The sequence below is a fragment of the Nocardia anocheti genome (genome assembly GCF_029675105.1).
Classification (GTDB): Bacteria; Actinomycetota; Actinomycetes; order Mycobacteriales; family Mycobacteriaceae; genus Nocardia.
In genome coordinates this window covers 465,166-489,696 of sequence record NZ_JAQQFV010000004.1, presented here as the reverse complement: position 1 = coordinate 489,696, position 24,531 = coordinate 465,166, and the positions used below count along the sequence as shown (strand labels likewise).

Here is a 24,531-nt window from a genome sequence, read left to right as displayed (position 1 = left end):
ACCTGCCCGGAACGGTGCCCCCGACCTTCCATGAACGCTGCCTCCGGGTTGGTGGCGTGCGCACACCTAGCGGTCGGCTACGGTCACGACGCACGACGGCGACACTGGAAGGAAAGGTAGATGACATCGCAGCAGCCGAACGACGCGTTCTCGGTCACGCCGGAGCATGTCCAGAACGCCGGTGTCTATATCCAGCAGACCGCGCAATCACTGCTGACCGGGGTGCGTTCCACCGACAGTGACGTCGACGATCTCCTGGCGGGCTGGCGAGGTCCGGCCTCGGAGTCGTTTCGGACCGGGTGGACCGAGGTATGCACCGGCGTAATCGGTGTCCTCGAAGCATTGGACGGGATGGCCGATGCCCTCGGAGTGACCGGCGTGACACTGTCCGACCAGGACCGCGATTGGGCGGTCGACCTGTCTGTAGGGTCCTCTCTCGACTTGCCCTGACGACATCCCGGGCACCGAACGCGACACGGAGGGGGAGATGTGCGGTATCGGGTGAATCTGACCGAGCTGGATGACGCGGTGGTCCAGATCGAGGCGTTGAGGGCCTTCCTCGCAGAATCGTTGATCGAGATCGACGAGCGAGTGAACGCGATGCGTGCGGAGTGGAGCGGTGCGGCTTCCGCGGCCTATGACACCGCGCATGCCGAGTGGATCACCTCGGCGCGGACCGCCGCCGACGGTATCGAGAAGATGCGGGCCGCGGCCCGTACCGCGCACGACTCCTATACCGCGACCATCGCCGCGAACAGGGCCATGCTCGGGCGCGACGGCGGATCGAGCACCGTGGACGAGAGCCGGTCGTGACCGTCGTCGACGTCGACACCGAGACCTATTACACCGCGGGTAGGGCACTGTGTACCGCGGCCGAGTCGTGGTGGACCGTCATCGACGGCCAATGGGCTGCCTTTGCCGAGTGCGGCAGCATGTGCGGCTCCTATGAGGAAGCCACCACGTGGGCCGAAGAGTACGACACCAAAGCCAACGAGCTGATCAATTCGGTGCGTCAGGTCGCCACCGCCGCCGACGCCTACGGCCGAGTACTCATGGATCTCGGCTACAACCACGAACTCGGCGACTACTTCGCCACCACGGAGTTCGGTGCCGCGCTACCGGCGAAGCCGCAGATGCCGGCCGAACTGATGGCGGTGTGCAGGGTGCCGTTGCCCTCGGCGGGCGGGCCAGGCAGCGGATTGTCGGAGGCGATCGGGCTGGCCTCCGAGGTCGGTATCACTGTTCCCGATGGTGATACCGGGAAGCTCGCCAACGCGGCGACCCTGTGGAAGAACCTGTCGACGAACGAGGCGGTGACCGGGTTCGTCACCGAACTCCACCGGATCGCTGGTCTGTTCGCCGAGATCACCGCGGAGGACTACGACTCCATCGACGAGGACATCCGGGCGCTGAAGGCCGCCGCTGACGATGTCGTGTCCGGGTTCGCCGAAGTCGGCGCCAGCGTCGACGAGCATCGCAGCGCGTTGGTCACGATGCGCGAGGCCATCGAGCAGTTCCTCATCGACATGGCCAAAGACATCGCGGTGGAGATGGTGGTCACCGCGACCATCACGGTCATGTCCTCGGTGGTCACGTTCGGTCTCGCCGCCGCCGGTGGTGCTGTGATCCTCGCGGCGCGGGTCGCTCACATCGTGGCCAGGTACGCCCCGAAGATCCGGCCGTTGATCGCGGTGTTCAAGAACACCGGGTTGGTCCGCCGATTCACCAACGTGCCCGATTGGGCCAATCACAAGAAGGAGATGCAGCGACTGCTCGATCTGCGCGCCAAGAACGGTCCGGCCCGTCGAAACGGACTGGCCCCCGACACCCTGGACCCGAAAGGCCGCGAAGTCCTCGCGCGTGGGCCGTCCGATTCCCGCGGCACCGACCTCAACGGTGTGCTGCGCCGCGGCGACACCCCGACTCCCGAACAGCAACGCCAGATCGACGACCTGAACAACGAGCTGGCGAAGCTGCCCAAACACGAGGGCCCGGTGGTGCGGCACATCAACATGACCCCGGAAGAACTCGCCGGGCTCGAACCGGGCAAACCGTGGACCGAACCCGGGTTCATGTCCACCTCGAACAAGCCCGATGGTGTGTCCGATGTCTTCGCGAACAATCGGAACGTGGAGATGCAGATCGTGTCCAAGAACGGGCGGACCTACTCCGACCCGGACACGGGCATGCCCTTCGGTACCGACGACGAAGTACTGTTCCCGTCGAACACGCAATTCGTCGTGCACAACAAGTTCTACGATCCCGAGACCGGTCGGGTCGTGGTCCAGATGGTCGAGAGGTAACCGAGCGTCATGACGATCCCCCACGACGAAGAGTACGAACGCGCGGCGCGGCAACTGGCCGCGTTCGAGGAAATGCGCGCCGGTGTCCGGCGGCGCGCGCTCGATCCCACCGCCCCCCGCAACGTCACCCATATCAAGGACGACAGCTGGTCGGGCACCGAGCGGGAGAACTGGACGGTTTCCCCTGACGGCAGTGAATGGCGCGACGCGAACGGCGCGCTGGTCTACCTGCGCGACAGCGAAGGCTTCTGGCTCGCCCCCGACGGGCACCGCGTGTTCGACCCCGTCGGTAACCCGATCACGTCGTGACCGGGTGGAGGTGGCGCCGAAGCCGGACGGTCAGCCGCGAGCAACTGATGCGCGATTCGCTCGACGGACTGTCGGTGGGCGATGCGCTGGGCGCGCAGTTCTTCATCATGGGCCGTTCCCTGCCCGGTCTGCGCGCGGGCAATCCGCCACCGGGACCGTGGGACTGGACCGATGACACCGAGATGGCGTGCGGCGTGGTCGCCGAACTCCGCCGCCACCAGCGCATCGATCAGGATCGGTTGGCCGTGGGGTTCGCGCGCCGGTTCTCGCCGGAACGTGACTATGGGCACGCGACGGTTACGACCCTTCGGCGTATCCGCGACGGGAAGCACTGGCGTGAGACCGCCACGGCCGCGTTCGACGGTCAGGGTTCTTGCGGTAACGGCGCGGCCATGAGAGTCGCTCCGCTAGGGGCGTACTACGTGGATGATCCACAACGGGCGGTCACCGAAGCGATCCGGACCGCGCAGGTCACGCACACTCATTCTGACGGGGTGGTCGGGGCGGTCGCGGTGGCCCTCGCCGCACAACAGGCCGCTCACGCCCGCCGAACCCGTAATCTGCCCACCCCGACAGCGTTCCTCGCCGCGGTCACGGATCCTCTCGAACCCAGCCAGACGACATCCGGTGTCCGCCGCGCACGCGACCTGCTCGGCGCAACCCTCGCCGAGGCCGTCCGTGAGCTCGGTAATGGATCCAGGGTGACCGCCCAGGACACGGTGCCGTTCGCGTTGTGGGCCGCGGCAACGCATCTCGACGATTACCCGGCCGCGATCGCTGCCTGTATCGAAGCCGACGGTGACATCGATACCACCTGCGCGATCGTCGGGGGAGTCGTGGCGACCTACACCGGGACCGCATCCGGCACCGGCGTACCCGAGGCTTGGCTGACTGCCCGTGAACCGCTACCGCGCTGGCTCGACTGACCTCGGTGGCGACAAGCTGCAACCCGGCATCGAGACCGGGTCCCTTTGTGAGTCGCAGGTTCGTGCCCTCGGCAGGACACGCAGAACATGGGCAACTGAGAAGCGTCTAGTCATGGGTTTATATTCGATCTGATGTTCCCGGCCCGCCAGTGCGATCACTGAGGTGTTGCTGGACCGCGTCGGGATTCGGTCCGGGGACGCAGGGCTTTCGACCCGTTCGTCACCTATTCGTCGGTGATCCATGCGGTGGAGTCGGCGGCGGAGGTCACCGGCGCGCGCGACTTCGGGCGGCGGCTGGCGCAGCAGCAGGCTACCGAGATCCTCGGGTCGATCGGGGGTGGCCGCGCGAACCGCCCCGCACGGTCGCCGCGGCGTCAAGCATCTTTGAGCAGTGCTGGCCGCCTACTGCTGTTTGGCATGCTCGACTCGTATTGTCCAGCTGTCCGACGAGCCTTGCGTATCCGGACCAGCTCGCTGCCCACGCTTTCAGCGGTCGCGCAGATGGGCGCGCATCGCCCGGCGAATGACGCTATGTGCCTGCCGAATCGGCAGGCGTGAACGCCACGACGGCTGGCCGTCGGTATCGGACGAGTCCAGCCACTGTCCGAATTCAGTGAGGGCGCGATTGGGCTCTACGTCGAGGTTCTCTTCGCGCCACTCGCAGGCAAGATCGGCTTCGAGTGACGGCCCGATCATTTGTTCGTCAAAGGTATGGGTTGGGATGATTACCCGGGTGTTGTGGTATACCCACCGCTGCATCAAGAGATTGACTCCGAATGCTGAGAGGATCGCAATCCTGGTGCTGGTCTCGATTTGCTTGCTGGGGGTGATTGACAGATCCGTGAACCTGGCGACATGAAACGTTTCTGGCAATAATTCGGGGAGTGGCATCAGCTTTGGTGATTCTTTATGCCAGTCCGATCGCGGTTTTCCGGACGCCTCGACAACTCGAACGGTCATCAGATTCGGAAGAAGCTCCACACCGTTGCGGAGCGCGCAAGGGTGCTGAACGAGTATCGCCCGTGAGGCATCCGGAAACTCCAAAATATCGCCGGTGAAATATGGTCGAAACTCTGTGACATCGGTTGAGCGCATTTCATACAGATCAGTGTGACGATCCGGGGTTTCGAGCGTTTTCACGGTCACGCGCACGCCTCAGTTCTTCGGTCTGATTCCTGCTATTCCATCCTCGGCAACGAAGACCTCGAATCCGTCATCGGTCCGTGTGTTTCGCCATTCTGGGTCGAAAGCGTCGAATGCCTGCTCAATCGCGCGGGTGTCCGTGAAGTCGCTTGCCAGTTCCAATACGAGTTCGGCACGGCCCCCAATCAGCAGATCGAGTGGCCTCAGCGCGACTTCGGACCGAAGCCTCATTTCCAGCCACGAGACCGGTTCCTCGATCATGCGGTCACGCAGCATGGCGACCAACGCGAGCAACTCGGCCAGGCGCCGCCTGCTCGGTTCACTTACACCTTCGCCGCGGCGCCACTTGGTGACGGAGGCAACGCTGACCTGTGTGATCCGTGCGATGTCACGCCATGCAAACCCAAAGTCGGACAGCTCATCGAGAATAGTTGTGGGCGATTTGCGAGACTCGGCGTTGCGCCTGTCCTCCAACGCATCGAGAAGGGACTCTTGTCGGAACTGACCGGTTGCACCGTGCAGTTCGCGTACCTGACGGTGCAATATATCGGCATCGCTGGCGACTTCGGCACCGGTTCGCGTTCTGGCGATTTCTGGCAGCTCGTAGAGATAGCCGCCGGTGCCTGGCGATGGATCCCTACTCATCGTCGAACACCTTCCTGAGATCATCGGTGATCAATGACTCGAACAGGTCTTTGATTGGCGCGTGGATCCGGTCGCATTCGGCGATCAGCTCATCGACCCGAAACTCGGGGATGCCACCTGAAGCGTCGCTCCACGCACCGTCGGTGTCGATCAAGAAGAACTCGTCGGCGGGGGTCGCCGATGCCCGGATCAGGTCACTGTTCGATTGAAACATCTGTCCGGTACCCGAGCCGTATCGCAGGGTGTACGAGCGATTCGGGTCAGCGTTGTAGTTGTACTGAATGGTGCACTGCTGTTGCCGCGTTGATAGTCCGGCTGCTGTGGACTGGTCACTTGGTCCTAGCAGAGACCGGGAGATCCAGCGTGACCAGTCGACCGGGCTCGCATCCGGCACGCGGACCTCATCGATGTAGCGGAGTCCGATTCGCTCCACCCCGTCGACAGGTGCGACTTGCTTGAGCACCGCAGCAACATCGCGCACCAACGTCCGGAAGTGTTGCCAGCCGCGATAGTGGGTTGTTTCGATAGTGAACGAATCTGATTTGAACGACACATTGGTGCGCTTGTCGCGGGCGACCAGCTTGGGAAAGCTGGTGACGCGCCTGCTCCCAGCGGGCAACTCGACTTCGACCACCTCGCTTGTCTTGAGAATCGGGGCGTGATTCGACAGGGCGGACTTGAGCGCTCGGGTGGCGTCGGCATCCAGTTCAGGCGCATGAGGATGCCTGACCTCGAGGACGACCAACGCCAGCGGCGCGCGTGGGTAGGGCGGTCGGTCCGTCATGGTGAGATGATACCTAAACTGCAACCTGAACAGCTACTGGGTTTGGCGTGTCTACTGGCTCGCGGTAGTTCGTAGTGATGGCTGGCTGTGCGAGGGGCGGAAACCGCGGAGCCGAACGGTAGGGCTGCTGGGTAGGTGCCACTGTCACCCGATCCCGCAGCAGCCCCCCATCGGGGATCGGGTCTGGCCCCGGCGTCTTCGGCTGTGGGCTACGGATCGGTTGTTCGAGTGGCGCATGGGGAAACTGTGGGCAACCACCACCACCGCCGCCCCGGCTTGTGCCGCGTTCACAGTCCGGCCGGGTCGGGGATGGATCCTGGCAGATCTGCCAGGAGTTCGTGCAGGTGGGAGCGCATTTCCCAGGTCACCTCCGTGTGTTCGAGTGCGCTCGAACACACGGCACGTGAATGCGGCATATCTACCGTGAATCTGTGCGCGAGAGGGGACTTGAACCCCTACGTCCGTGGACACCAGAACCTAAATCTGGCGCGTCTGCCAATTTCGCCACTCGCGCTTGGATGTGTACGACCGTCCAAACTCTACCGGGCAAAACCGGCTACGCGAAGCGTCGCGGCGGCGTGGCGTACCGGTGGGTAACACTACCTGGGGTTATAACGATTCGGTAAAGGTCAATGTGAGGGGCGCTCATGTTTCCGGATGGTGGCGAGGGGTCTCACCTGCGGGTTCAAACATGAGGCGGGGTCATGTTTCAGATTGAAGTGGTACGGGCGTGCGAAAAATACTCGGGGGTAGCTGCTGTGGCGGGGGGAAACGTGAGGCTTTCCTCATGATTTTGTGCGATCGTGGCTCCCAATAGGCCCGAAGGGCTGCCGGATACGTGTGCGTGCCGTCGCGGGCGGAGCGCCAGGAGAAGGAAGTCGAGCGTCTTGACGATCAACGAGAGCGCCGAGCTCGGAACAGGATCCGGGCAGGTCTTGGGTGCCCGGGTGTCGCTGCTGGAACAGCTGCGCAACGGAGTGGGATACGCGCTGGCGTTCGGTGGACAGGGCGCGCGGTGGCTCGCGGAGCTCGAGGAGATCGGTCGCGACAGTGCGCTCGAGCCGGAGCTGACCGCGCTGGTGCGCGAGGCCGCGGCGCTGATCGAGCCGGTCGCCGCGCAGTTGCTGGTGGTGCGTCCCAGCGGCTTCGATCCCATGGGGTGGGTACTGGAGAGCGAGCTCGACGAACCGGACGAGCCGTCCTCGGCGCCCGCGGACGCGGTGCTGCGCTCGGCGGCGGTCTCCATGCCCGGCGTGCTGCTGGCCCAGCTCGCGGCCACGCGCGCGCTGCGGTTGCAGGGGCTTGACCCGGCCGAGACGGCGCCCCTCGCGGTGATCGGGCATTCGCAGGGGCTGTTCGCGGCCGCGGCGGTCGAGGCGGCCGGTGCGCGTGACGCGGAGCTGCTGGCGATCGCCCAGCTCGTCGGCGCGGCGGCCGGGCTGGTCGCGCGGCGGCGCGGGCTGATGCCGGTGGGGGAGCGTTCGCCCATGGTGGCGGTGTCGAACGTCGATCCGGAGGAATTGCGCGCGATCGTCGCCGAGGTGGCCGAGGGTGTCGACCCCGCGATCGCGGCGGTGCTGTCGATCCGCAACGGGCGTCGGCGCGTGGTGCTCTCGGGTGCCCCCGCGCAGCTCGACCGGGTGCGGGCGCGGTGCGCGCAGCGCGCCGAGGAGCAGACGCGTGAGCGCGAGGCCAAGGTGCGTGGCGGTGCGGTGTTCGCGCCGGTGTTCGAGGACGTGCCGGTCGACGTGGCGTTCCATCATCCGGCGCTGGCCGAGACGGTCGACCTGGTCGCGGGCTGGGCCCGGCAGTGCGAACTCGACGCCGAGTTCGCCGCCGCCCTCGCCCAGCAGGTGCTGGTGGACCCGATCGACTGGGTCGGCACGGTCGACGCCGTCGTCGAGGCGGGCGCGCGGTGGATTCTGGAGCTGGGCCCCGGCGACCTGCTGTCGCGGGTGACCGGCGGTTCGCTCAAGGGCACCGGGGTCGGCGTGATCGCCGCCGCCACCCGCCCCGGGCTGCGCAGCCTGCTCACCCCGGGCGCCGCGCCCGCGCCGTCGACGCCGTGGTCGGCGTTCGCGCCGAAGCCGGTGCGGCTGCCCAACGGGCGGGTGGTCGTGGAGACCGCGTTCACCAAGCTCACCGGGCGGTCGCCGATCCTGCTGGCGGGCATGACCCCCACCACCGTCGACGCGAAGATCGTGGCCGCGGCGGCCAACGCCGGGCACTGGGCCGAGCTGGCCGGTGGCGGACAGGTCACCGAGCAGATCTTCGCCGACCGGATGACCGAGCTGCGCACGCTGCTGCAGCCGGGTCGGGCGGTGCAGTTCAACTCGCTGTTCCTGGATCCGTATCTGTGGAAGCTGCAGCTGGGCGGCAAGCGACTGGTGCAGAAGGCGCGCGCGGCGGGCGCCCCGCTCGACGGCGTGATCGTCACCGCGGGCATTCCCGAACTCGACGAGGCCGTGGCGCTGATCGGTGAGCTGAGCGAGGCGGGCATCAGCCACGTCGCGTTCAAGCCGGGCACCGTCGCGCAGATCCGCGCGGTGCTGCGCATCGCCGACGCGGTGCCGGACTACCCGGTGATCATGCACATCGAAGGCGGCAAGGCCGGTGGTCACCACTCCTGGGAAGACCTCGACGACCTGCTGCTGGCCACCTACGCCGAGCTGCGCGAACACACCAATGTGGTGGTCTGCGTGGGCGGTGGCATCGGCACGCCCGAGCGCGCCACCGACTACCTCACCGGCGGCTGGGCCACCCGGCACGGCTACCCGGCCATGCCGCTGGACGGCGTGCTCGTCGGCACCGCGGCCATGGCGACGCTCGAGGCGACCACCGCGCCCGAGGTGAAGCAGCTGCTCGTCGACACCCCCGGCACCCCGGACTGGGTCGGCGCGGGCACCGCGCGCGGCGGGATGGCCTCGGGCCGCAGCCAACTCGGCGCCGACATCCACGAGATCGACAACGCCGCCTCGCGCACCGGCCGCCTGCTCGACGAGGTCGCCGGGGACGCCGAGGCCGTGGCGCGCCGCCGCGCGGAGATCATCGCCGCGCTCGACGCCACCGCCAAGCCGTACTTCGGTGACGTGGCCACCATGACCTACCAGCAGTGGCTGGAACGGTATGTGTCCCTGGCGGTGTCGAGTGAGGTGCCGATCTCCTTCGACTGCGGCAGCGACATCGGCGAGGCGATCCTCGACGCCACCCGCTCGGACTGGCTCGACATCAGCTGGCGCGATCGCTTCGCGGAGATGATGCGCCGCACCGAATCCCGGCTGCACCCGGCCGACAGCGGCGAGATCGAGACCCTCTTCGCCGACGACGACGCCTTCGAGCACCCGGTGCAGGCGCTGTGCGCGCTCAAGAAGCAGTACCCGGCGGTCGCCGACACCGTGCTGCACCCGGCCGACGTGCCGTTCTTCGTGTCGCTGTGCAAGACGCCGGGCAAGCCGGTGAACTTCGTGCCGGTGGTCGACGCCGACGTGCGGCGCTGGTGGCGTTCGGATTCGCTGTGGCAGGCCCACGATCCGCGCTACTCGGCCGATCAGGTGTGCGTCATCCCGGGCACCGTCGCGGTCGCGGGCATCACCCGTGTCGACGAGCCGGTGGGCGAGCTGCTCGACCGGTTCGAGCGCGACACCGCTCAGGCGCTGGTCGCCGAGGGCGCGACCCCCGCGCCGGTCGACGCGCGCCGTGTGGCCGGAGTGGTCGCTGGTCCGATCGACACCGTGCTGGCCGCGCCCGACGTGCAGTGGGCCGGGCGCACCACCGTCAACCCGGTGCACCGCCTCGGTGACCTGACCGAGTGGGTCGTGGAGCAGGACAGCGCCGTGCATCCGCGCACCGGCGCCACGCTGACCGAAACCACCGGTCCCGAAGCGGAATTCAGCTATGTCGAGCTGGCGGTGCCGCTGCTGGGCCGCGACGCGGTGACCATCCGGATCACCGTGCCGGTGAGCGTGTACTCCGGTGGCGCGCCGGTGATCACCGAAGCCGATGCCGAGGCCGCCATGTCGGCGCTGCTCGGGGTGGCCGCCGGGCAGGCGCTGCCCGAGGTGAAAGCCGGTGCGGCGCACCTGAACCTGGCCTGGACGCCGGATCTGGTGGCCGACCACGCCGGAGTCACCGGCTCGGGTCTGCCCGCCACGCTGAGCACCCTCGGCCGCACGGCGCCCGACGTGCTCGTCGGCGCGTGCTGGCCCGCGGTGTTCGCGGTGCTCGGCGCGGCTCGCACCCCGGCGGGCGGCTCGGTGATCGAGGGCATGCTCGACCTGGTGCACCTGGATCATCAGATCGAGCTGCTGAACGAACTGCCCTCCGAGACCAGCATTCTCGTGGTGCGGGCCGAGGGTGGCGACGTGGTCGACACCGATATGGGCCGCGTGGTCGAGGTGGCCGTCTCGGTCGGGCTGATCCTGGACCAGGGTCTCGAGCCGACCCCGCTGGCTCGGTTGGTGGAGCGCTTCGCGATTCGCGGACGCAACGGCGCCGGTGAACTCACCGATCCGCCGCGCGCGGCCGGTGCGGTCTCCGACAAGGCCACCGACACGCCCCGGCGGCGCCGTCGCGACGTCACCATGGCCGCCCCGCGCGCCATGCACGCCTTCGCCGCGGTCTCCGGTGACCACAATCCGATCCACACCTCCGAGGCCGCCGCCAAGCTGGCCGGACTCGGCAGCCCGATCGTGCACGGCATGTGGCTCTCGGCCGCCGCCCAGCACGCGGTCGTCGCGGTGGATCCCGAAAGCTCCGTTCCCGCACGCACTCTCATGGCCTGGACCACCCGGTTCCTGGGCATGGTCCGCCCCGGCGCGACCGTGGACGTGCGGGTGGAGCGGATCGCGGTGGACGCGGGCAGCGAGATCGTGGAGGTCTCCTGCCGCGTCGAAGGTGACCTGGTCATGACCGCGACCGGGCGCACCGCCGCCCCGAAGACCGTCTACGCCTTCCCGGGCCAGGGCATCCAGCGCAAGGGGATGGGTCTGGACGCGCTGACCCGCTCGAAGGCGGCCAAGAAAGTCTGGGAGCGTGCCGACGCGCACACCCGCGCGGCCCTCGGGTTCTCGATCCTGGCGGTGGTGCGCGACAACCCGACCTACCTCAAGGCCCGTGGTGTCGAGCACCGGCACCCGGACGGCGTGCTGCACCTGACCCAGTTCACCCAGGTCGCCATGGCGACCCTCGGTGTCGCGCAGGTGGCCGAGTTGCGCGAGGCCGGTGCCTTCGTCGAGGGCGCCATGCTGGCCGGACACTCGGTCGGTGAGTACAACGCGCTGGCCGCCGTGGCCGGGGTGCTGCCGCTGGAGGCCGTGCTCGAGGTGGTGTTCCAGCGTGGTTCGGCCATGCACGAGCTGGTCCCGCGTGACGCGCAGGGCCGCAGCGACTACCGGATGGCCGCCATCCGGCCCTCGCAGATCGGGCTGCCCGACGCCGAGGTGATCGAGTTCGTCGCCGAGGTCGGGCGGGCCGCCGGGGAGTTCCTCGAGGTGGTCAACCTGAATCTGCGCGGCTCGCAGTACGCGATCGCGGGCACGGTCGCGGGGCTGGAGGCGTTGGAGACCGAGATCGACCGGCGCCGTGCGGAATTCGGTGGCAAGCGTGCCTTCATCCTGGTGCCCGGTATCGACGTGCCGTTCCACTCCTCGGTGCTGCGCGACGGCGTCCCGGAGTTCCGGCACAAGCTCGAGCAGCTGCTGCCGACCGAGATCGACCCCGAGGTGCTGGTCGGGCGCTACATCCCGAACCTGGTGCCGCGCCCGTTCTCGCTGACCCGCGAATTCCTCACCGAGATCGCCGAACTCGTGCCCTCGGAGCCGCTGGCCGCCGTGCTGGCCGACTTCGACAGCTGGGCCCAGCGCGGTGCCGAACTGTGCCGGGTGGTGCTGATCGAGCTGCTGGCCTGGCAGTTCGCCAGCCCGGTGCGCTGGATCGAGACCCAGGACCTGCTCTTCGGCGACCCCGCGCACGGTGGGCTCGGCGTGGAGCGGTTCGTCGAGATCGGTCTGGGTGCCACTCCGACCGTGGCGAACCTGGCCTCGCAGACGCTGAAGCTGCCCGCCTTCGGGGCGGCCACGGTCGAGGTGGTCAATGTCGAGCGCGACGCCGCGGTCGTCTACGCCACCGACACCGATCCCGCGCCGGTCGAGGAGATCGACGAGACCCCCGCCACCGAGGCCGCCGCACCCGCCGCTGCCCCGGTCGCCGCGGCCGCGCCGGTCGCCACCGGTGGCCCGCGTCCCGACGACATCGCCTTCACCGCCGCCGACGCCACCCGCGTGCTCATCGCGCTGTGGACCAAGCTGCGGCTGGACCAGATCGGCCCGGTCGACACCATCGAGGGCCTGTGCGACGGTGTGTCCTCGCGGCGCAACCAGCTGCTCGTCGACCTCGGCGCCGAGCTGTCGCTGGGTGCCATCGACGGTGCCGCCGACGCCGACATGGGCGCGCTCGCGGGCACCGTCGAGCGGTTGGCCCGTACGTACAAGCCGTTCGGCACCGTCCTCACCGACGCGATCGGCGATCACCTGCGCAAGGTCTTCGGCCCCTCCGGCAAGCGGCCCGCCGCCATCGCCGAGCGGGTCAAGAAGACCTGGGAACTGGGTGACGGCTGGGCCAGCCACGTCACCGCCGAGGTCTCGCTCGGCACCCGGGAGGGCGCCAGCGTGCGCGGTGGTGACCTCGGCGGACTCGCCGGTGGCGCGCTGAGCGACGCCGCCTCGGTCGACGCCGCCATCGACGCGGCCGTGCAGGCCGTGGCGGCCCGGCGCGGGGTCGCGGTCTCGCTGCCCGCCGCCGGAGGTGGTGCCGGTGGCACCGTCGACGCGGCCGCGCTCGGCGAGTTCACCGAGCAGATCACCGGACGCGACGGCGTGCTCGCCACCGCGGCCAGGGTCGTGCTCGAACAGCTCGGCCTCAGCGAGCAGGTGAGCGCGCCGGAGGCCACGCCCGATACCCTCGTCGACCTGGTCTCGGCCGAACTCGGCACGGACTGGCCGCGATTGGTCGCCCCGGCGTTCGACGCCCGCAAGGCCGTGCTCATCGACGACCGCTGGGCCACCGCCCGCGAGGACCTCGCCAACCTGTGGCTCGGCGACGACGCCACCACCGCCGAACTGCCGATCACCGGCTATGTGGGCGCGGGCGAAGCCGTGGCCGCGCAGGCGGGCTGGTGGCGTCAGCGGGCCATGCACGAGGCCCGCTCGGTGCTGGCCGGGGTCTACGGTCAGATCGCCGAAGCCGCGCTCGACACCTCCGAGCCCGGCGTGTGGTCCACCGATATCGCCGTGATCACCGGGGCCAGCAAGGGTTCCATCGCCGCGGCCGTCACCGGCAAGCTGCTCGGTGGTGGTGCCACGGTGATCGTCACCACCTCGCGCCTGGACGACGAGCGGCTGCGGTTCTACCGCTCGCTCTACCGCGCCAACGCCCGCCACGGCGCGGCGCTGTGGGTGGTCCCGGCGAACATGGCCTCCTACGGCGACCTCGACGCGCTGATCGAGTGGGTCGGCACCGAGCAGGTCGACAACGCGGGCGGCGCCAAGATCAAGACCAAGGAGGCCATGACCCCCACGCTGCTGCTGCCGTTCGCGGCGCCGCGCGTGGCCGGTGACCTCAACGACGCGGGCGCCCGGGCCGAGATGGAGATGCGGGTCCTGCTCTGGTCGGTGGAACGGCTGATCGGTGGCCTCTCGGCCCTCGGTGCCGACCACGATGTGGACGCGAAACTGCATGTGGTGCTGCCGGGTTCGCCCAACCGTGGCCTGTTCGGCGGCGACGGCGCCTACGGCGAGTCCAAGGCCGCCCTGGACGCGGTGGTCACCAAGTGGCGGGCCGAGAAGTCCTGGGCCGACCGGGTGACGCTGGTGCACGCGCTGATCGGCTGGGTGCGCGGCACCGGGCTGATGGGCCACAACGATCCGATGGTCGAGGCCGTGGAGAAGGCCGGGGTGCACACCTGGTCGACCACCGAGATGGCCGCCGAACTGCTCAAGTGGTGCACCGCGCGGGCCCGTCAGGTGACCGCCGCCGGACCGCAGCAGATCGACCTCACCGGTGGCCTGGCCCGGGTCAAGCTGGACCTGCCCGCGCTGGCCAAGCAGGCGCAGGAGGCTGCGGCCGCGAGCGAGGAAGAGGCGGTCGCCGCCGCCACCATCGCCGCGCTGCCCGCCCCGCCGACCATGAGTTCGGCGCTGCCGGTGCCGGAATGGGGTGAGGTGACCGCCGAGCTCAGCGAGATGGTCGTCATCGTCGGCGCGGCCGAACTCGGCCCGTACGGGTCCTCGCGGACCCGGTTCGAGATGGAGGTCGAGGACAAGCTCTCGGCCGCCGGTGTGCTCGAACTGGCCTGGACCACCGGGCTGATCCGCTGGGAGAACGATCCCAAGCCGGGCTGGTACGACGTCGAATCCGGGGATTTCGTGCCCGAGGCGGAGCTGGCCGAGCGCTACCACGACACCGTCGTCGAACGCTGCGGTGTGCGCCGCTACGAGGACGACGGCGCCATGCTCGACAACGCCGCTCCGCTGCTCACCTCGGTGTTCCTCGACCAGGACCTGAGCTTCACCGTCGCCAACGAGGCCGAGGCGCGCGCGTTCCACAGCGCCGACCCCGAGCACACCGTGATCACGCCCGTGGCCGATTCCGGCGACTGGACCGTGACGCGCAAGGCGGGCACCGAGATCCGCGTGCCGCGCAAGGCGAAGCTGTCGCGCGTGGTCGGCGGTCAGATCCCGACCGGCTGGGACCCCACCATCTGGGGTGTCTCCGCCGACATGGCCGCCTCGGTGGACCGGGTCGCGCTGTGGAACATCGTCTGCACCGTGGACGCGTTCGTCGGCGCGGGCTTCAGCCCCGAAGAGCTGATGAGCTGGGTGCACCCGAGCCTGGTGGCCAACACCCAGGGCACCGGCATGGGTGGCATGTCTTCGATGCGCTCGCTCTACGTCGACAACCTGCTCGGCGAGCCGCGCCCGAACGACATCCTCCAGGAGGCGCTGCCCAACGTGGCGCTGGCGCACGTGGTGCAGTCCTACGTCGGCAGCTACGGCGCCATGGTGCATCCGGTCGCGGCGTGCGCCACGGCGGCGGTGTCGGTGGAGGAGGCCGTCGACAAGATCCGGCTCGGCAAGGCCGAGGTCGTGGTCGCCGGTGGCTACGACGACCTGGGCATCGAGGGCATCGTCGGGTTCGGTGACATGTCGGCCACCGCGGACTCGGCGGCCATGCGCGCCAAGGGCATCAGCGACCGGTACTTCTCCCGCGCCAACGACCGCCGTCGCGGTGGGTTCGTGGAATCGCAGGGTGGCGGCACCGTGCTGCTGGCCCGCGGTGACGTGGCCGTGGAGATGGGCCTGCCGGTACTCGGCGTGCTCGCCTTCGCGCAGTCCTTCGCCGACGGCGTGCACACCTCCATCCCGGCACCGGGCCTGGGCGCGCTGGGCGCGGGTCGCGGCGGTCGCGAATCGCGGCTGGCGGCCGAACTGCGCAAGCTCGGCGTGACCCCCGACGACATCGCGGTGATCTCCAAGCACGACACCTCCACCGCCGCCAACGATCCCAACGAGTCCGAGCTGCACGAGCGGCTCGCGGGCGCGCTGGGGCGCAGCGAGGGCGCGCCGCTGTTCGTGGTCTCGCAGAAGAGCCTGACCGGTCACGCCAAGGGCGGCGCGGCGGCCTTCCAGCTCATCGGCCTGTGCCAGGTGCTGGAAAACGGTGTGGTGCCGCCGAACCGGAGCCTGGACTGCGTCGACGAGAAGATGCAGGCCTACCCGCACCTGGTGTGGGCGCGCGAGCCGCTGCGCTTCGGCGAGAAGTTCGGGCTCAAGGCCGGTCTGGTGACCTCGCTGGGCTTCGGACACGTCTCCGGGCTGCTGGCGGTGGTGCATCCGCGGGCGTTCCTGGCCGCCATCGCCCCGGCGGCGCGGGCGGAATACCAGGAGCGGGCGCAGGCGCGTCAGCTCGCCGGGCGGCAGCGCTTCGCCGAGGCGATGTGCGGTGGCGCGGCCCTCTACGAGAAGCCCGCGGATCGTCGTCTGGGTGCCGACGGCACTCCGGCCCAGCAGGTTCGGCAGCGCGAGGCCGACATGCTGCTGGCGCCGCAGGCCCGGCTCGACGAGGAAGGCGTGTACCGGGTCGGTTCGGCTCCGCAGCCCAGCGAAGCGCCGTAGGCTGCCGCTTCGTGACGATTCTCGGAATCGGTTTGGACTTGGTGACCATCTCCGAGTTCGCCGAGCAGCTGCAACGGTCGGGGACGACGATGCTCAGGGAGAGCTTCACCGCTGGTGAACGCCGCTACTGCCAGAGCAAACAGACCGACCCGGCCCGCAGCTTCGCGGCACGCTGGGCCGCGAAGGAGGCGGTGCTCAAAGCCTGGGCATCGTCTCGCTTCGCGCGCAGCCCGCAGATCGGGGACAACCCGTATCCGCTGATCGAAGTCGTCAACGACGCGTGGGGCAGGCCGAGCATCAAACTGCACGGCCTGGCCGCGGAATTCCTCCCGCGCGTGCGGGTGCACCTGTCGCTGACCCACGACGGCGACACCGCCGCAGCCATGGTGGTCTTGGAAGACCCGGGTGAACTCGCCGACCTCATCGAAGGTCGTGTGAGCCCCGCACGCGACAACTGATTTCGACAGCACAGGGGTGACTCGCCGGGAACGCCCAGAACCCGGCGAGTTACCTATCGCATGCCCGAATGCCGACCGGTGCCGCTCTCAGTCGTCGGCAGAATCCTCGGGGAGGCGAGACTGCCGCGATTCCTTTTCCGCCACCAGCAGATACGCGACCATCAGTCGCTTGAGTTCGGCGACGGCGTCGGCGTTGGACTGTTCGTCCTGGACCGAGAAGTTCAGCATCGAGTAGACGACGTGCACCAGCACCTCGGCCATCATCGTGCGCCGGGCGCGCGGGGTGCGCGGGGTCAGTGGCCGCAGCATCTGCGAGACCACCTCGGCGAATTCCTTCTCGTGCAGCGCGCCGGTGGCCCGGGTCGACGGGGTCGACTGCATGGCCAGCCACACCTCGCGCCGCGAGGGATCGGTGGTCCACAGGTTGGCCAGGTGATCGACGAACTGGTTCATGTGCCGCAGCCAGTCCAGCGAGGGCACCTCGCCGTGGAAGTCGGCCAGCTCCCGCGAGACCGCGACGAGGTCCTGGCGGTTGAGCTCGCAGACGATCACGTACTTGTTGGCGAAGAACTGGTAGAGGGTGCCGATGGGCACCTCGGCGCGCTGGGCGACCTCTTCACAGGTGAACGACTCGAAACCCACCTCGACCAGCAGTTCCCGGGAGGATTGCAGCAGGGCGTCGAACTTGCGCTTGCTGCGCTCCTGGGTCGGCCGCTTGCGCGGCATCAGCTCCTGGGGGTCGTCCTGCAAGTCCAGCGCAGGGTCCGGACGGCTCTGCTTGGACCGGGCCCGCGCGTGTACTTCCACCCATCCAGGCTAGCGGTACCTCGACCTTCCCGACACGCGCATACCGACAGCGTGTCAACAACGTGTCGCCGATCGCGTGAAATTCGACCCATCCGCCCTGTGACCGGTGACGAATCATCAGATGAGCGTGCGTGCATCCGCGCGGGCCCTGTGCGGCCCCGGTCCGCACCGATTCGCACAGTTTCGCAGGGGAAGGCAAGACTTGTGGCAGCAGGATCTGTGGTAACCCTCGGCGTCAGCACCGAGCGAGGAGCCGTGCACGCGGTCGCGTTCGCGGAGTCGGGCGGAACCCTCACCGACCGGATGGTGTTGCGCCGCACCATGCGTGCCGGGGGCGACGGCAAGGCCGAGGTCGCCGCGGCGGTGCACACCGCCCTCGACGCGCTGGCCGCCGAACTCGACGACGACTGCGAGATCGCCGGAGCGGCAGTGAGTTACCGCGACGCCGCCGAGCGCCGCGCGATCGTCACCCGGCTGGCGACCAGCGACTGGAACACCGCCTCGCTGGTCTCGGCGAAATCGGCGCACCTGTTCGTGGCGGGCGCGATGACCTGGCTCGACGAGTTCGACAACCTGCTGGTCTACGAGGCGGTGCCCGGCTACCAGGCCATGACGCTGGTCGACCCGGGCCGTCAGCGGGTGCTCGCCGCCTACGCGCAGACCGGCGCGCCCACGCCCGATGCCCTGCGCGCGGGCGTGTCCGCCGCCTGGGACCAGTTCGACGCCGCCTCGGTGAAGCCCGGCGCGGTGGTGCTGGTCGGCTCCTCGGCCGACGCGCCCGCGGTGCGCGAGGCGGTCGCCGGGTTCGGGGTGCCCGTGTTGCCGTGTCGGTTGGCGCCGTTCGCGCCCGCGGCCGGGGCCGCGCTGGTGGCGCTCGGTGACGCCACCGAGGTGCCGGTCGCCGTCGCGCCGCGCTCCAAGCGCGGGACCGCGCTGGTCGCGGCGGCCGCGAGCGTGCTGGCGGGTGGTCTCGTCGCGGGCGGGTCGTACGCGGTGATGAACACCGGGACGACCGCGGTGGACAACACGGCGGTGTCCTCGGAGCCCGGCGCCGCTCCGGCCGGGCCGGTCGTGCCGAAGGTCGCCGACATCCAGCAGACCGTCGACTCCGGGTCGGCGGAGACCGGCGCGGTGCCGCCGGTGCCCGAGCAGCAGGACACCTCGCAGTACGAGACGGTGTCGCCGAACCCGCAGCTGGTCGACCCGGCCGAATTCCCGCTCGACTACCCCACCCAGCTCTACGGCGACGCGCCGCAGGAGGACCCGCTGCCGCTCGAGCCCGCGGTGCCGATCGTGCCGCAGGTCCCGGCGGCCGCGCCGACCGTGCCCGGCACCGGCATCCCGATGAGCATGCAACCCGCGCAGTCGGTCACCCCGGAGGGGCCACAGTCCCAATCCGCCGACTGAGACCGCCCGAGGGCCCGCGCACGACGCGGGCCCTCGGCGTGTGTCAGGACCTGGTGCGGCGACGGAACAGCACACCGGCGCCGAGGTATCCGGCCAGGGCGATACCCGCGCACCAGAGCACGGCGAGCAGGGCGCTGGTGCCGATGGGCGTGCCCATGAGCAGCCCGCGCATGGTCTCGATCACCGGCGTCACCGGCTGGTGCTGGGCGAATCCGTGCAGCCAGGTCGGCATCGACTCGGTGGGCACGAACGCGCTGCTCACATAGGGCAGGAACATGAACACGAAGGTGAAGCCGTTGGCCGCCTCGGGATTTCGGGCGAGCAGACCGAGGGCGGCCGCGAGCCAGGACAGCGCGAAGATGAACAGGGCGAGCAACCCGATGACGCCGAGCCAGCGCAGCGGATCGGCGGTCGGCCGGAAGCCGATCAGCATCGCCACGCCGATCACCAGCCCCGAGGTGATCAGGTTGCGCAGCACGCTCTCCACGACGTGTCCGGTGAGCACCGCCGAGCGGGCGATGGCCATGGCCCGGAACCGGTCGACGATGCCTTCGGCGAGGTCGGTGGACAGCGCCACGGCGGTGGTGGACGCACCGAAACCCGCGCACAGCAGGATGATTCCGGGCACCACGTAGTCGACGTAGGCACCCCGGCCCATACTCATCGCGCCACCGAAGACGTAGATGAACATGAGCAGGATGATCACCGGCAGCGCGATCGTCATGATCATCATGTCGGGGCTGCGCAGGGTGTGGCGGATATTGCGGTCGAGCATGGTGGCGGAGTCGCGCAGGGCGTTCATGGCGTTCTCGTTTCGTTCGGTGCTCAGGCCGCGGCCGCGGTGGCGCGGGGCTGACCGGTCAGGGCGAAGAAGACGTCGTCGAGGTCGGGGGTGTGCACGGTCAGCTGTTCGACGGCGATGTCGAGGTCGGCGAAGCGGTCGAGCAGGTGCTTCATCTGGGCGGCGCTGCCGTCGGAGGGCACCTGCAGGGTCAGCTGATCCGGGTCGGCGTGGCTGCCCGGCGCGACCGAGGCCGCCGCGGTGAGCAGTCGGTGCTCGGCGAATCGCAGCCGCAGGTGTCCGCCGGGGATCAGGCGTTTGAGCTCGTCGGCGGTGCCGTCGGCGACGAGATGTCCGTGGTCGAGCACCGCGATCCGGTCGGCCAGTTGGTCGGCCTCCTCCAGGTACTGGGTGGTGAGGAAGATCGTCGTGCCGCTCGCGGCGAGCTCACGGATAGCGGTCCACAGGTCGCGGCGGCTGCGCGGGTCGAGGCCGGTGGTCGGTTCGTCCAGGAAGACCATGCGCGGGCGGCCCATCAGGCTCATCGCCAGGTCGAGGCGGCGGCGCATCCCGCCGGAGTAGGTGTCGACGGGCCGGTCCGCGGCGTCGACGAGGTCGAAGCGATCGAGCAGTTCGGCGGTGCGGTCGCGGATCTCGCGGGCGTCCAGGTGCAGGAGTCTGCCGACCAGGCGCAGGTTCTCGGTGCCGGTGAGGACGCCGTCGACGGCGGCGTACTGGCCGGTGACGCCGATCAGCCGCCGGACCTCGTCCGCGTCGGCGACCGGGTCGTGGCCGAAGACGTCGAGCTGTCCGCCGTCCGGCCGGATGAGTGTGGCCAGGATGCGGACCAGCGTGGTCTTGCCCGCGCCGTTCGGGCCGAGCAGGGCGAAGACTGTGCCCGCGGCGACGGTGAGGTCGAGACCGTCGAGCACGACGTGGTCGCCGAAGGTTTTGCGCAGGCCGGTGATGGTGAGGGCGGGTGCGGTGGACATGAGTTCTCCGATCGAGAAACTGTTTATGTGATAAACCTCGTTTATAGAGTAAGCAGTTCCAGGACGCAAGGGAGGTCACCGCTAGAGTCGAGGCGAGCGGAGGAGGTAGGAGTCGATGACGACGTCCGGCGACACGGCGTTACCCAAGGCGGTCGAGCTGATGTGGGGGCTCGGGCAGTCCGGCGCGCGCGGCCCCCGGCGCGGGCTCACCCTCGATCAGATCCTGGACGCGGCCGTCGAGGTGGCCGACGCGGAGGGGTTCGCGGCGCTGTCGATGAACCGGGTCGCCAAGCAACTCGGCTTCACCGCGATGTCGCTGTACCGCTATGTCGACAGCAAGAACACCCTGATCGACCTGCTGATGGACCGGATGGTCGGGCAGCCGCCGGTCATCGCGCCGGGGACGTCGTGGCGGGCGGGGCTGGAGCAGTGGGCGCTGGCCGAGTTCGATCGGATCGGGCGGCATCCGTGGTGGATGGACATCCCGATGTACCGGCCGCCGATGGGCCCGAACAACATGGCCTGGCTCGAGACGGCGCTGGGCGTGCTGGACGGGGCCGCGGTGCCCATGCCGGTGAAGTTGCAGCTGGTGATGAACGTGTCGATGTTCGTGGTCAGCAAGCGGCGGTTCCTGCGCGACCTGGAGGTGGACGAGGGCGACGACTACGCCACGGTGATGGCCAGGGTGCTCGACCCGCGGCGCTTCCCGGCGGTCTCGGCCGCCCTCGCCTCCTCCGCCTTCGACGACGATGACGACATCGACTGGGAGCGGGCCGATTTCGAATTCGGACTGGCCCGCCTGCTCGATGGCTACGAGGTGTACATCGCCGGTTTCGGCGACTGACTACACCGACAGGTCGCGGCGCAGTTTGGCGACGTGGCCGGTGGCGCGCACGTTGTACTGGGCCACCTCGACCACGCCCTTCTCGTCGATGAGGAAGGTCGAGCGGATGACGCCGGTGACGGTCTTGCCGTACATCGTCTTCTCGCCGAACGCGCCCCATTCCTTGAGCACGTCACGCTCGGGATCGGACAGCAGCGGGAAGGTCAGGCCCTCGGTGTCGCGGAACTTGGCCAGCTTGGCGGGCTTGTCCGGGGAGATGCCGACGACGTCGATCCCGGCGCCGCCGAGCTCGGCGAGATTGTCACGGAAGTCGCAGGCCTGCTTGGTGCAGCCGGGGGTGCTGGCGGCCGGGTAGAAGTAGACGATCACCTTGCGGCCGCGATAATCCGACAGTGAGACGTCCTTGCCGTCGGCGTCGGGCAGCGTGAAATCGGGGGCGGGGTCTCCGGGGGAGAGGCGATGGTTGTCGGTCACCACCGCACGGTAACCGACCGGCCCGGTCGGGGGCATGGATAGACTCGTCGGCGAGCAGCAGACATTTACCTGGAGGTGACGGTGGCCAAGGACGACACCGACCGGATCGAGCGCGAGATCGAGATCGCGCGCGCCCGGTTGGCGACCACGCTCGACGAACTGGCGGTGCGCGCCGATCCGCAGCGGATCGCGGACGACACCAAGGCGATGGTGGTCGCCAAGTTCAACGAGCCCAAGGTCAAATACACGGTGATCGGCGCGGGCGCCCTGGTGGCGGGCCTGCTCCTGATCAAGATCTTCCGCCGCTGACAATGCGGTGAACAAAAGAACACCCGATGCGGCCAAGCCACATCGGGTGTTCTTTTTACGCAATCACCACAGGTTTTCGGCCGCCTCGCCCCCGAGCGGCGAGACGTAACGCCGAAGGCGGAGTATCGCCGCTCGGGGGCGAGGCCCAAGGGGCCGAAAACCTCGAGGCGCCAGCCTCCAATGTCACTGCGTGGGGCAGGCCAGGCCGTCGCCGTCGGGGTCGAGGTGGGGGGAGTAGCCCGCTTCGCCGCGGAACAGGGGCGCGCGCCCGGCCGCGATGGCGTCGTCGCAGCTGCGGAAGGCGCCGCCCGCCGAGCCGGACTGGACCAGGTTGGCCGAGCCGGTGGCACCGAGCAGGGAGTCGAAGCTGGAAGAGCCGGTGCCCGCGGAGCCCGACACCACGTCGGCGTTGGCGACGGGGGTGACGAGCAGGCCGAGGCCTACGGCGGCGAGGCTGACGGTGAGCCGACGAACGTTCATGAATTCCTCTATGTCTGCTGCGGTTCGGATGTGGGCCCGGACACGTGGAATGGCGGGCGGCCCCGTCCACAATTGTGACGGGGCCGCCCGTTGTCAACCGCGCCGCCGCTCGGGTTCGCCGCGACCCTCGGTCGGTTATTCGCCCAGTCGGCGACCGGTGAGGTGTTCGGCCGGAATGGTGCCCATGCGACCGGCCTGGAAGTCCTCCATGGCCTCGATGATCTCTTCCTTGGTATTCATCACGAACGGCCCGTATTGGACCACCGGTTCCCGCAGCGGGGTGCCGCCCAGCAGCAGCACCTCGAAATCGCCGGTGGTGGTGTGCTGTTCGGTGTCGGCGGTGAGCGAGATCGCATCGCCCGCGCCGAACACGACCAGCTGTCCGGCGCTGATCGGCCGGTGGTCGGCGCCGACGGTGCCGCTGCCCGAGAGCACATAGGCCATCGCCGTGAAGTGTTGCGGCCACGGGGTTTCCAGCTGCGCGCCGGGGCTGATCGAGGCGTGCGCGTAGGCGATCGGTGTCTGGGTGGAGCCGGGGCCGGTGAAGCCCGCGATCTCGCCCGCGATCAGGCGCAGCAGGGCGCCGCCGTCGTGCGAGCTCACCAGCGTCAGCTCGCTGCCGCGCAGGTCCTGGTAGCGCGGCGTGGCGAACTTCTTGGCGCGCGGCAGGTTCACCCACAGCTGGATGCCGTGGAAGGTGCCGCCGGAGATGACGAGTTTCTCGTCGGGCAGTTCGTCGTGCAGCATGCCCGAGCCCGCGGTCATCCACTGTGTGTCGCCTTCGCCGATGACACCGCCGCCGCCGTGCGAGTCGTGGTGGACCATGATGCCGTCGAGCATGTAGGTCACCGTCTCGAAGCCGCGGTGCGGATGCCACGGCGCGCCCTTGGCCTCGTAGGGCTCGTAGGCGACCGGGCCCATCTGGTCGAGCAGGATGAACGGGTCGGCCGAGCGCAGGTCCACGCTCGGGAACGGGCGGGTGACCTCGAAGCCCGCGCCTTCGCGCTGGCGGTGCGCGCCGGTGATCCGGCGGACCGGTCGCTGGGTTTCGGTGACGTCCGGGCGGGGGAGCCGCGGCAGCACCATGATGTCGTCGACGGTGATCGCTGGCATGGGGAACGCCTCCTGGAGTGGATGCACGGTATCTTGGTTTCCATGTCAACCATAAGCGTTCTAGGATCATTCCCGTGACGAGATGGCTCTCCGAGGCGGAGCAACAGACCTGGCAGGCGTTCATCAAGATGCGCCAGCGTCTGGACGGCGCGCTCAGCGCGGGACTGAGCGAACACGGCCTGTCGATGGCCGACTACGAACTCATGGTGCCGCTCTCGGCCGCGCCCAACGGCTGCCTGCGCGCCAAGGAACTGGTGGCCGAGGTGCGCTGGGACAAGTCGCGGCTGTCCAAGCAGCTGGCCAGGATGGCCGCGCGCGGGCTGGTCGACCGGACGCCCGCCGCCGACGACGCGCGCGGGGTGGTGGTCTCGCTCACCGAACGCGGTCGCGAGGTGCTGCGCCAGGCCGCGCCCGAGCACGTGGAACTGGTGCGGGACCTGTTCGTGGACAAGCTGACCGAGCAGGAGAGCGCCGCGCTGCGCTCGCTGTCGGCGAAGGTGATCGCGGCGGCGGACCGGACCTGTTCGCCGAGTTAACGAGTTCGGCCGCGACGACGATGCACAGACGTCGGGGTTCGAGTGTTCGGA

The 24,531-nt window shown here is 68.9% G+C and carries 20 protein-coding genes and 1 tRNA gene; 11 read left to right on the top strand and 10 right to left on the bottom strand.

What is annotated here, in order from left to right; translation table 11 throughout:
- The first annotated feature begins 120 nt into the window (after positions 1–120).
- The 5 genes from QC180_RS13315 to QC180_RS13295 are packed head-to-tail and all read left to right on the top strand — an operon-like array spanning position 121 to position 3,538.
- Positions 121–450 (top strand): WXG100 family type VII secretion target, encoded by a 330-nt coding sequence (locus QC180_RS13315; RefSeq protein WP_278263000.1) that lies wholly within the window; start codon positions 121–123, stop codon positions 448–450.
- Positions 451–489: 39 nt separating this feature from the next.
- The gene (locus QC180_RS13310) at positions 490–813 is read left to right on the top strand and encodes a WXG100 family type VII secretion target (RefSeq protein ID WP_278262999.1); all 324 of its coding nucleotides are present in this window, start codon (positions 490–492) and stop codon (positions 811–813) included.
- Positions 810–2,303 (top strand): ADP-ribosyltransferase family protein, encoded by a 1,494-nt coding sequence (locus tag QC180_RS13305; protein WP_278262998.1) that lies wholly within the window; start codon positions 810–812, stop codon positions 2,301–2,303. The genes QC180_RS13310 and QC180_RS13305 overlap by 4 nt, the downstream gene beginning before the upstream one ends.
- 9 nt (positions 2,304–2,312) lie before the next feature.
- A complete protein-coding gene (locus tag QC180_RS13300) occupies positions 2,313–2,612 on the top strand; it encodes a hypothetical protein (RefSeq protein WP_278262997.1) in 300 nt (99 codons plus the stop codon).
- Between the two features lie 47 nt (positions 2,613–2,659).
- Positions 2,660–3,538, top strand: a complete 879-nt coding sequence (locus QC180_RS13295; RefSeq protein ID WP_278262996.1) for an ADP-ribosylglycohydrolase family protein — start codon at positions 2,660–2,662, stop codon at positions 3,536–3,538.
- Positions 3,539–4,024: 486 nt separating this feature from the next.
- Here the strand turns inward: QC180_RS13295 and QC180_RS13290 are convergent, their stop codons facing one another.
- From QC180_RS13290 to QC180_RS13275, 4 genes are all read right to left on the bottom strand, one after another.
- Positions 4,025–4,684 (bottom strand): hypothetical protein, encoded by a 660-nt coding sequence (locus tag QC180_RS13290; RefSeq protein WP_278262995.1) that lies wholly within the window; start codon positions 4,682–4,684, stop codon positions 4,025–4,027.
- A 9-nt stretch (positions 4,685–4,693) separates the two neighbouring features.
- On the bottom strand, positions 4,694–5,326 hold the full coding sequence (locus tag QC180_RS13285; RefSeq protein WP_278262994.1) for a transcriptional regulator: 633 nt from the start codon (positions 5,324–5,326) through the stop codon (positions 4,694–4,696).
- Complete coding sequence (locus tag QC180_RS13280) at positions 5,319–6,110, bottom strand: TIGR04255 family protein (protein WP_278262993.1); 792 nt, start codon at positions 6,108–6,110, stop codon at positions 5,319–5,321. Before QC180_RS13280 ends, QC180_RS13285 begins: the two co-directional genes overlap by 8 nt.
- A gap of 432 nt (positions 6,111–6,542) precedes the next feature.
- A tRNA-Leu gene (locus QC180_RS13275) sits at positions 6,543–6,624 on the bottom strand.
- Positions 6,625–6,997: 373 nt separating this feature from the next.
- Between QC180_RS13275 and QC180_RS13270 the strand changes: the two genes are divergently transcribed.
- Entirely contained in the window at positions 6,998–16,279 is a 9,282-nt protein-coding gene (locus QC180_RS13270) for a fatty acid synthase subunit beta domain-containing protein (protein WP_474646433.1), read from the top strand.
- An 11-nt stretch (positions 16,280–16,290) separates the two neighbouring features.
- Entirely contained in the window at positions 16,291–16,737 is a 447-nt protein-coding gene (gene acpS, locus QC180_RS13265) for a holo-ACP synthase AcpS (RefSeq protein WP_278262992.1), read from the top strand.
- Positions 16,738–16,824: 87 nt separating this feature from the next.
- Here the strand turns inward: acpS and QC180_RS13260 are convergent, their stop codons facing one another.
- Entirely contained in the window at positions 16,825–17,463 is a 639-nt protein-coding gene (locus QC180_RS13260; protein ID WP_278263150.1) for a TetR/AcrR family transcriptional regulator, read from the bottom strand.
- Positions 17,464–17,748: 285 nt separating this feature from the next.
- Here QC180_RS13260 and QC180_RS13255 point away from each other — a divergent pair, with 285 nt between their 5' ends.
- A complete protein-coding gene (locus QC180_RS13255) occupies positions 17,749–18,951 on the top strand; it encodes a hypothetical protein (protein ID WP_278262991.1) in 1,203 nt (400 codons plus the stop codon).
- A gap of 43 nt (positions 18,952–18,994) precedes the next feature.
- On the opposite strand, the gene QC180_RS13250 is transcribed toward QC180_RS13255, so the two are convergent.
- Positions 18,995–19,753, bottom strand: coding sequence for an ABC transporter permease (locus QC180_RS13250; RefSeq protein ID WP_278262990.1), 759 nt, complete (start codon positions 19,751–19,753; stop codon positions 18,995–18,997).
- 23 nt (positions 19,754–19,776) lie between these two features.
- Positions 19,777–20,724, bottom strand: coding sequence for an ATP-binding cassette domain-containing protein (locus QC180_RS13245; protein WP_278262989.1), 948 nt, complete (start codon positions 20,722–20,724; stop codon positions 19,777–19,779).
- A gap of 115 nt (positions 20,725–20,839) precedes the next feature.
- On the opposite strand from QC180_RS13245, the gene QC180_RS13240 reads away from it, so the two are divergent.
- On the top strand, positions 20,840–21,568 hold the full coding sequence (locus QC180_RS13240) for a TetR/AcrR family transcriptional regulator (RefSeq protein WP_278262988.1): 729 nt from the start codon (positions 20,840–20,842) through the stop codon (positions 21,566–21,568).
- Here QC180_RS13240 and bcp read toward each other — a convergent pair whose 3' ends face one another.
- On the bottom strand, positions 21,569–22,042 hold the full coding sequence (gene bcp / locus QC180_RS13235; protein ID WP_278262987.1) for a thioredoxin-dependent thiol peroxidase: 474 nt from the start codon (positions 22,040–22,042) through the stop codon (positions 21,569–21,571).
- A gap of 75 nt (positions 22,043–22,117) precedes the next feature.
- Between bcp and QC180_RS13230 the strand changes: the two genes are divergently transcribed.
- Positions 22,118–22,351, top strand: a complete 234-nt coding sequence (locus QC180_RS13230) for a DUF3618 domain-containing protein (protein WP_375936923.1) — start codon at positions 22,118–22,120, stop codon at positions 22,349–22,351.
- A 183-nt stretch (positions 22,352–22,534) separates the two neighbouring features.
- Here the strand turns inward: QC180_RS13230 and QC180_RS13225 are convergent, their stop codons facing one another.
- Both QC180_RS13225 and QC180_RS13220 read right to left on the bottom strand, forming a co-directional pair.
- On the bottom strand, positions 22,535–22,831 hold the full coding sequence (locus QC180_RS13225; RefSeq protein ID WP_278262985.1) for an excalibur calcium-binding domain-containing protein: 297 nt from the start codon (positions 22,829–22,831) through the stop codon (positions 22,535–22,537).
- A 135-nt stretch (positions 22,832–22,966) separates the two neighbouring features.
- The gene (locus tag QC180_RS13220) at positions 22,967–23,944 is read right to left on the bottom strand and encodes a pirin family protein (RefSeq protein WP_278262984.1); all 978 of its coding nucleotides are present in this window, start codon (positions 23,942–23,944) and stop codon (positions 22,967–22,969) included.
- A gap of 74 nt (positions 23,945–24,018) precedes the next feature.
- On the opposite strand from QC180_RS13220, the gene QC180_RS13215 reads away from it, so the two are divergent.
- Positions 24,019–24,480 carry a MarR family winged helix-turn-helix transcriptional regulator gene (locus QC180_RS13215; protein ID WP_278262983.1) on the top strand — a complete coding sequence of 154 codons (462 nt, stop codon included), beginning with the start codon at positions 24,019–24,021 and terminating at the stop codon, positions 24,478–24,480.
- The last annotated feature ends 51 nt before the right edge of the window (positions 24,481–24,531 follow it).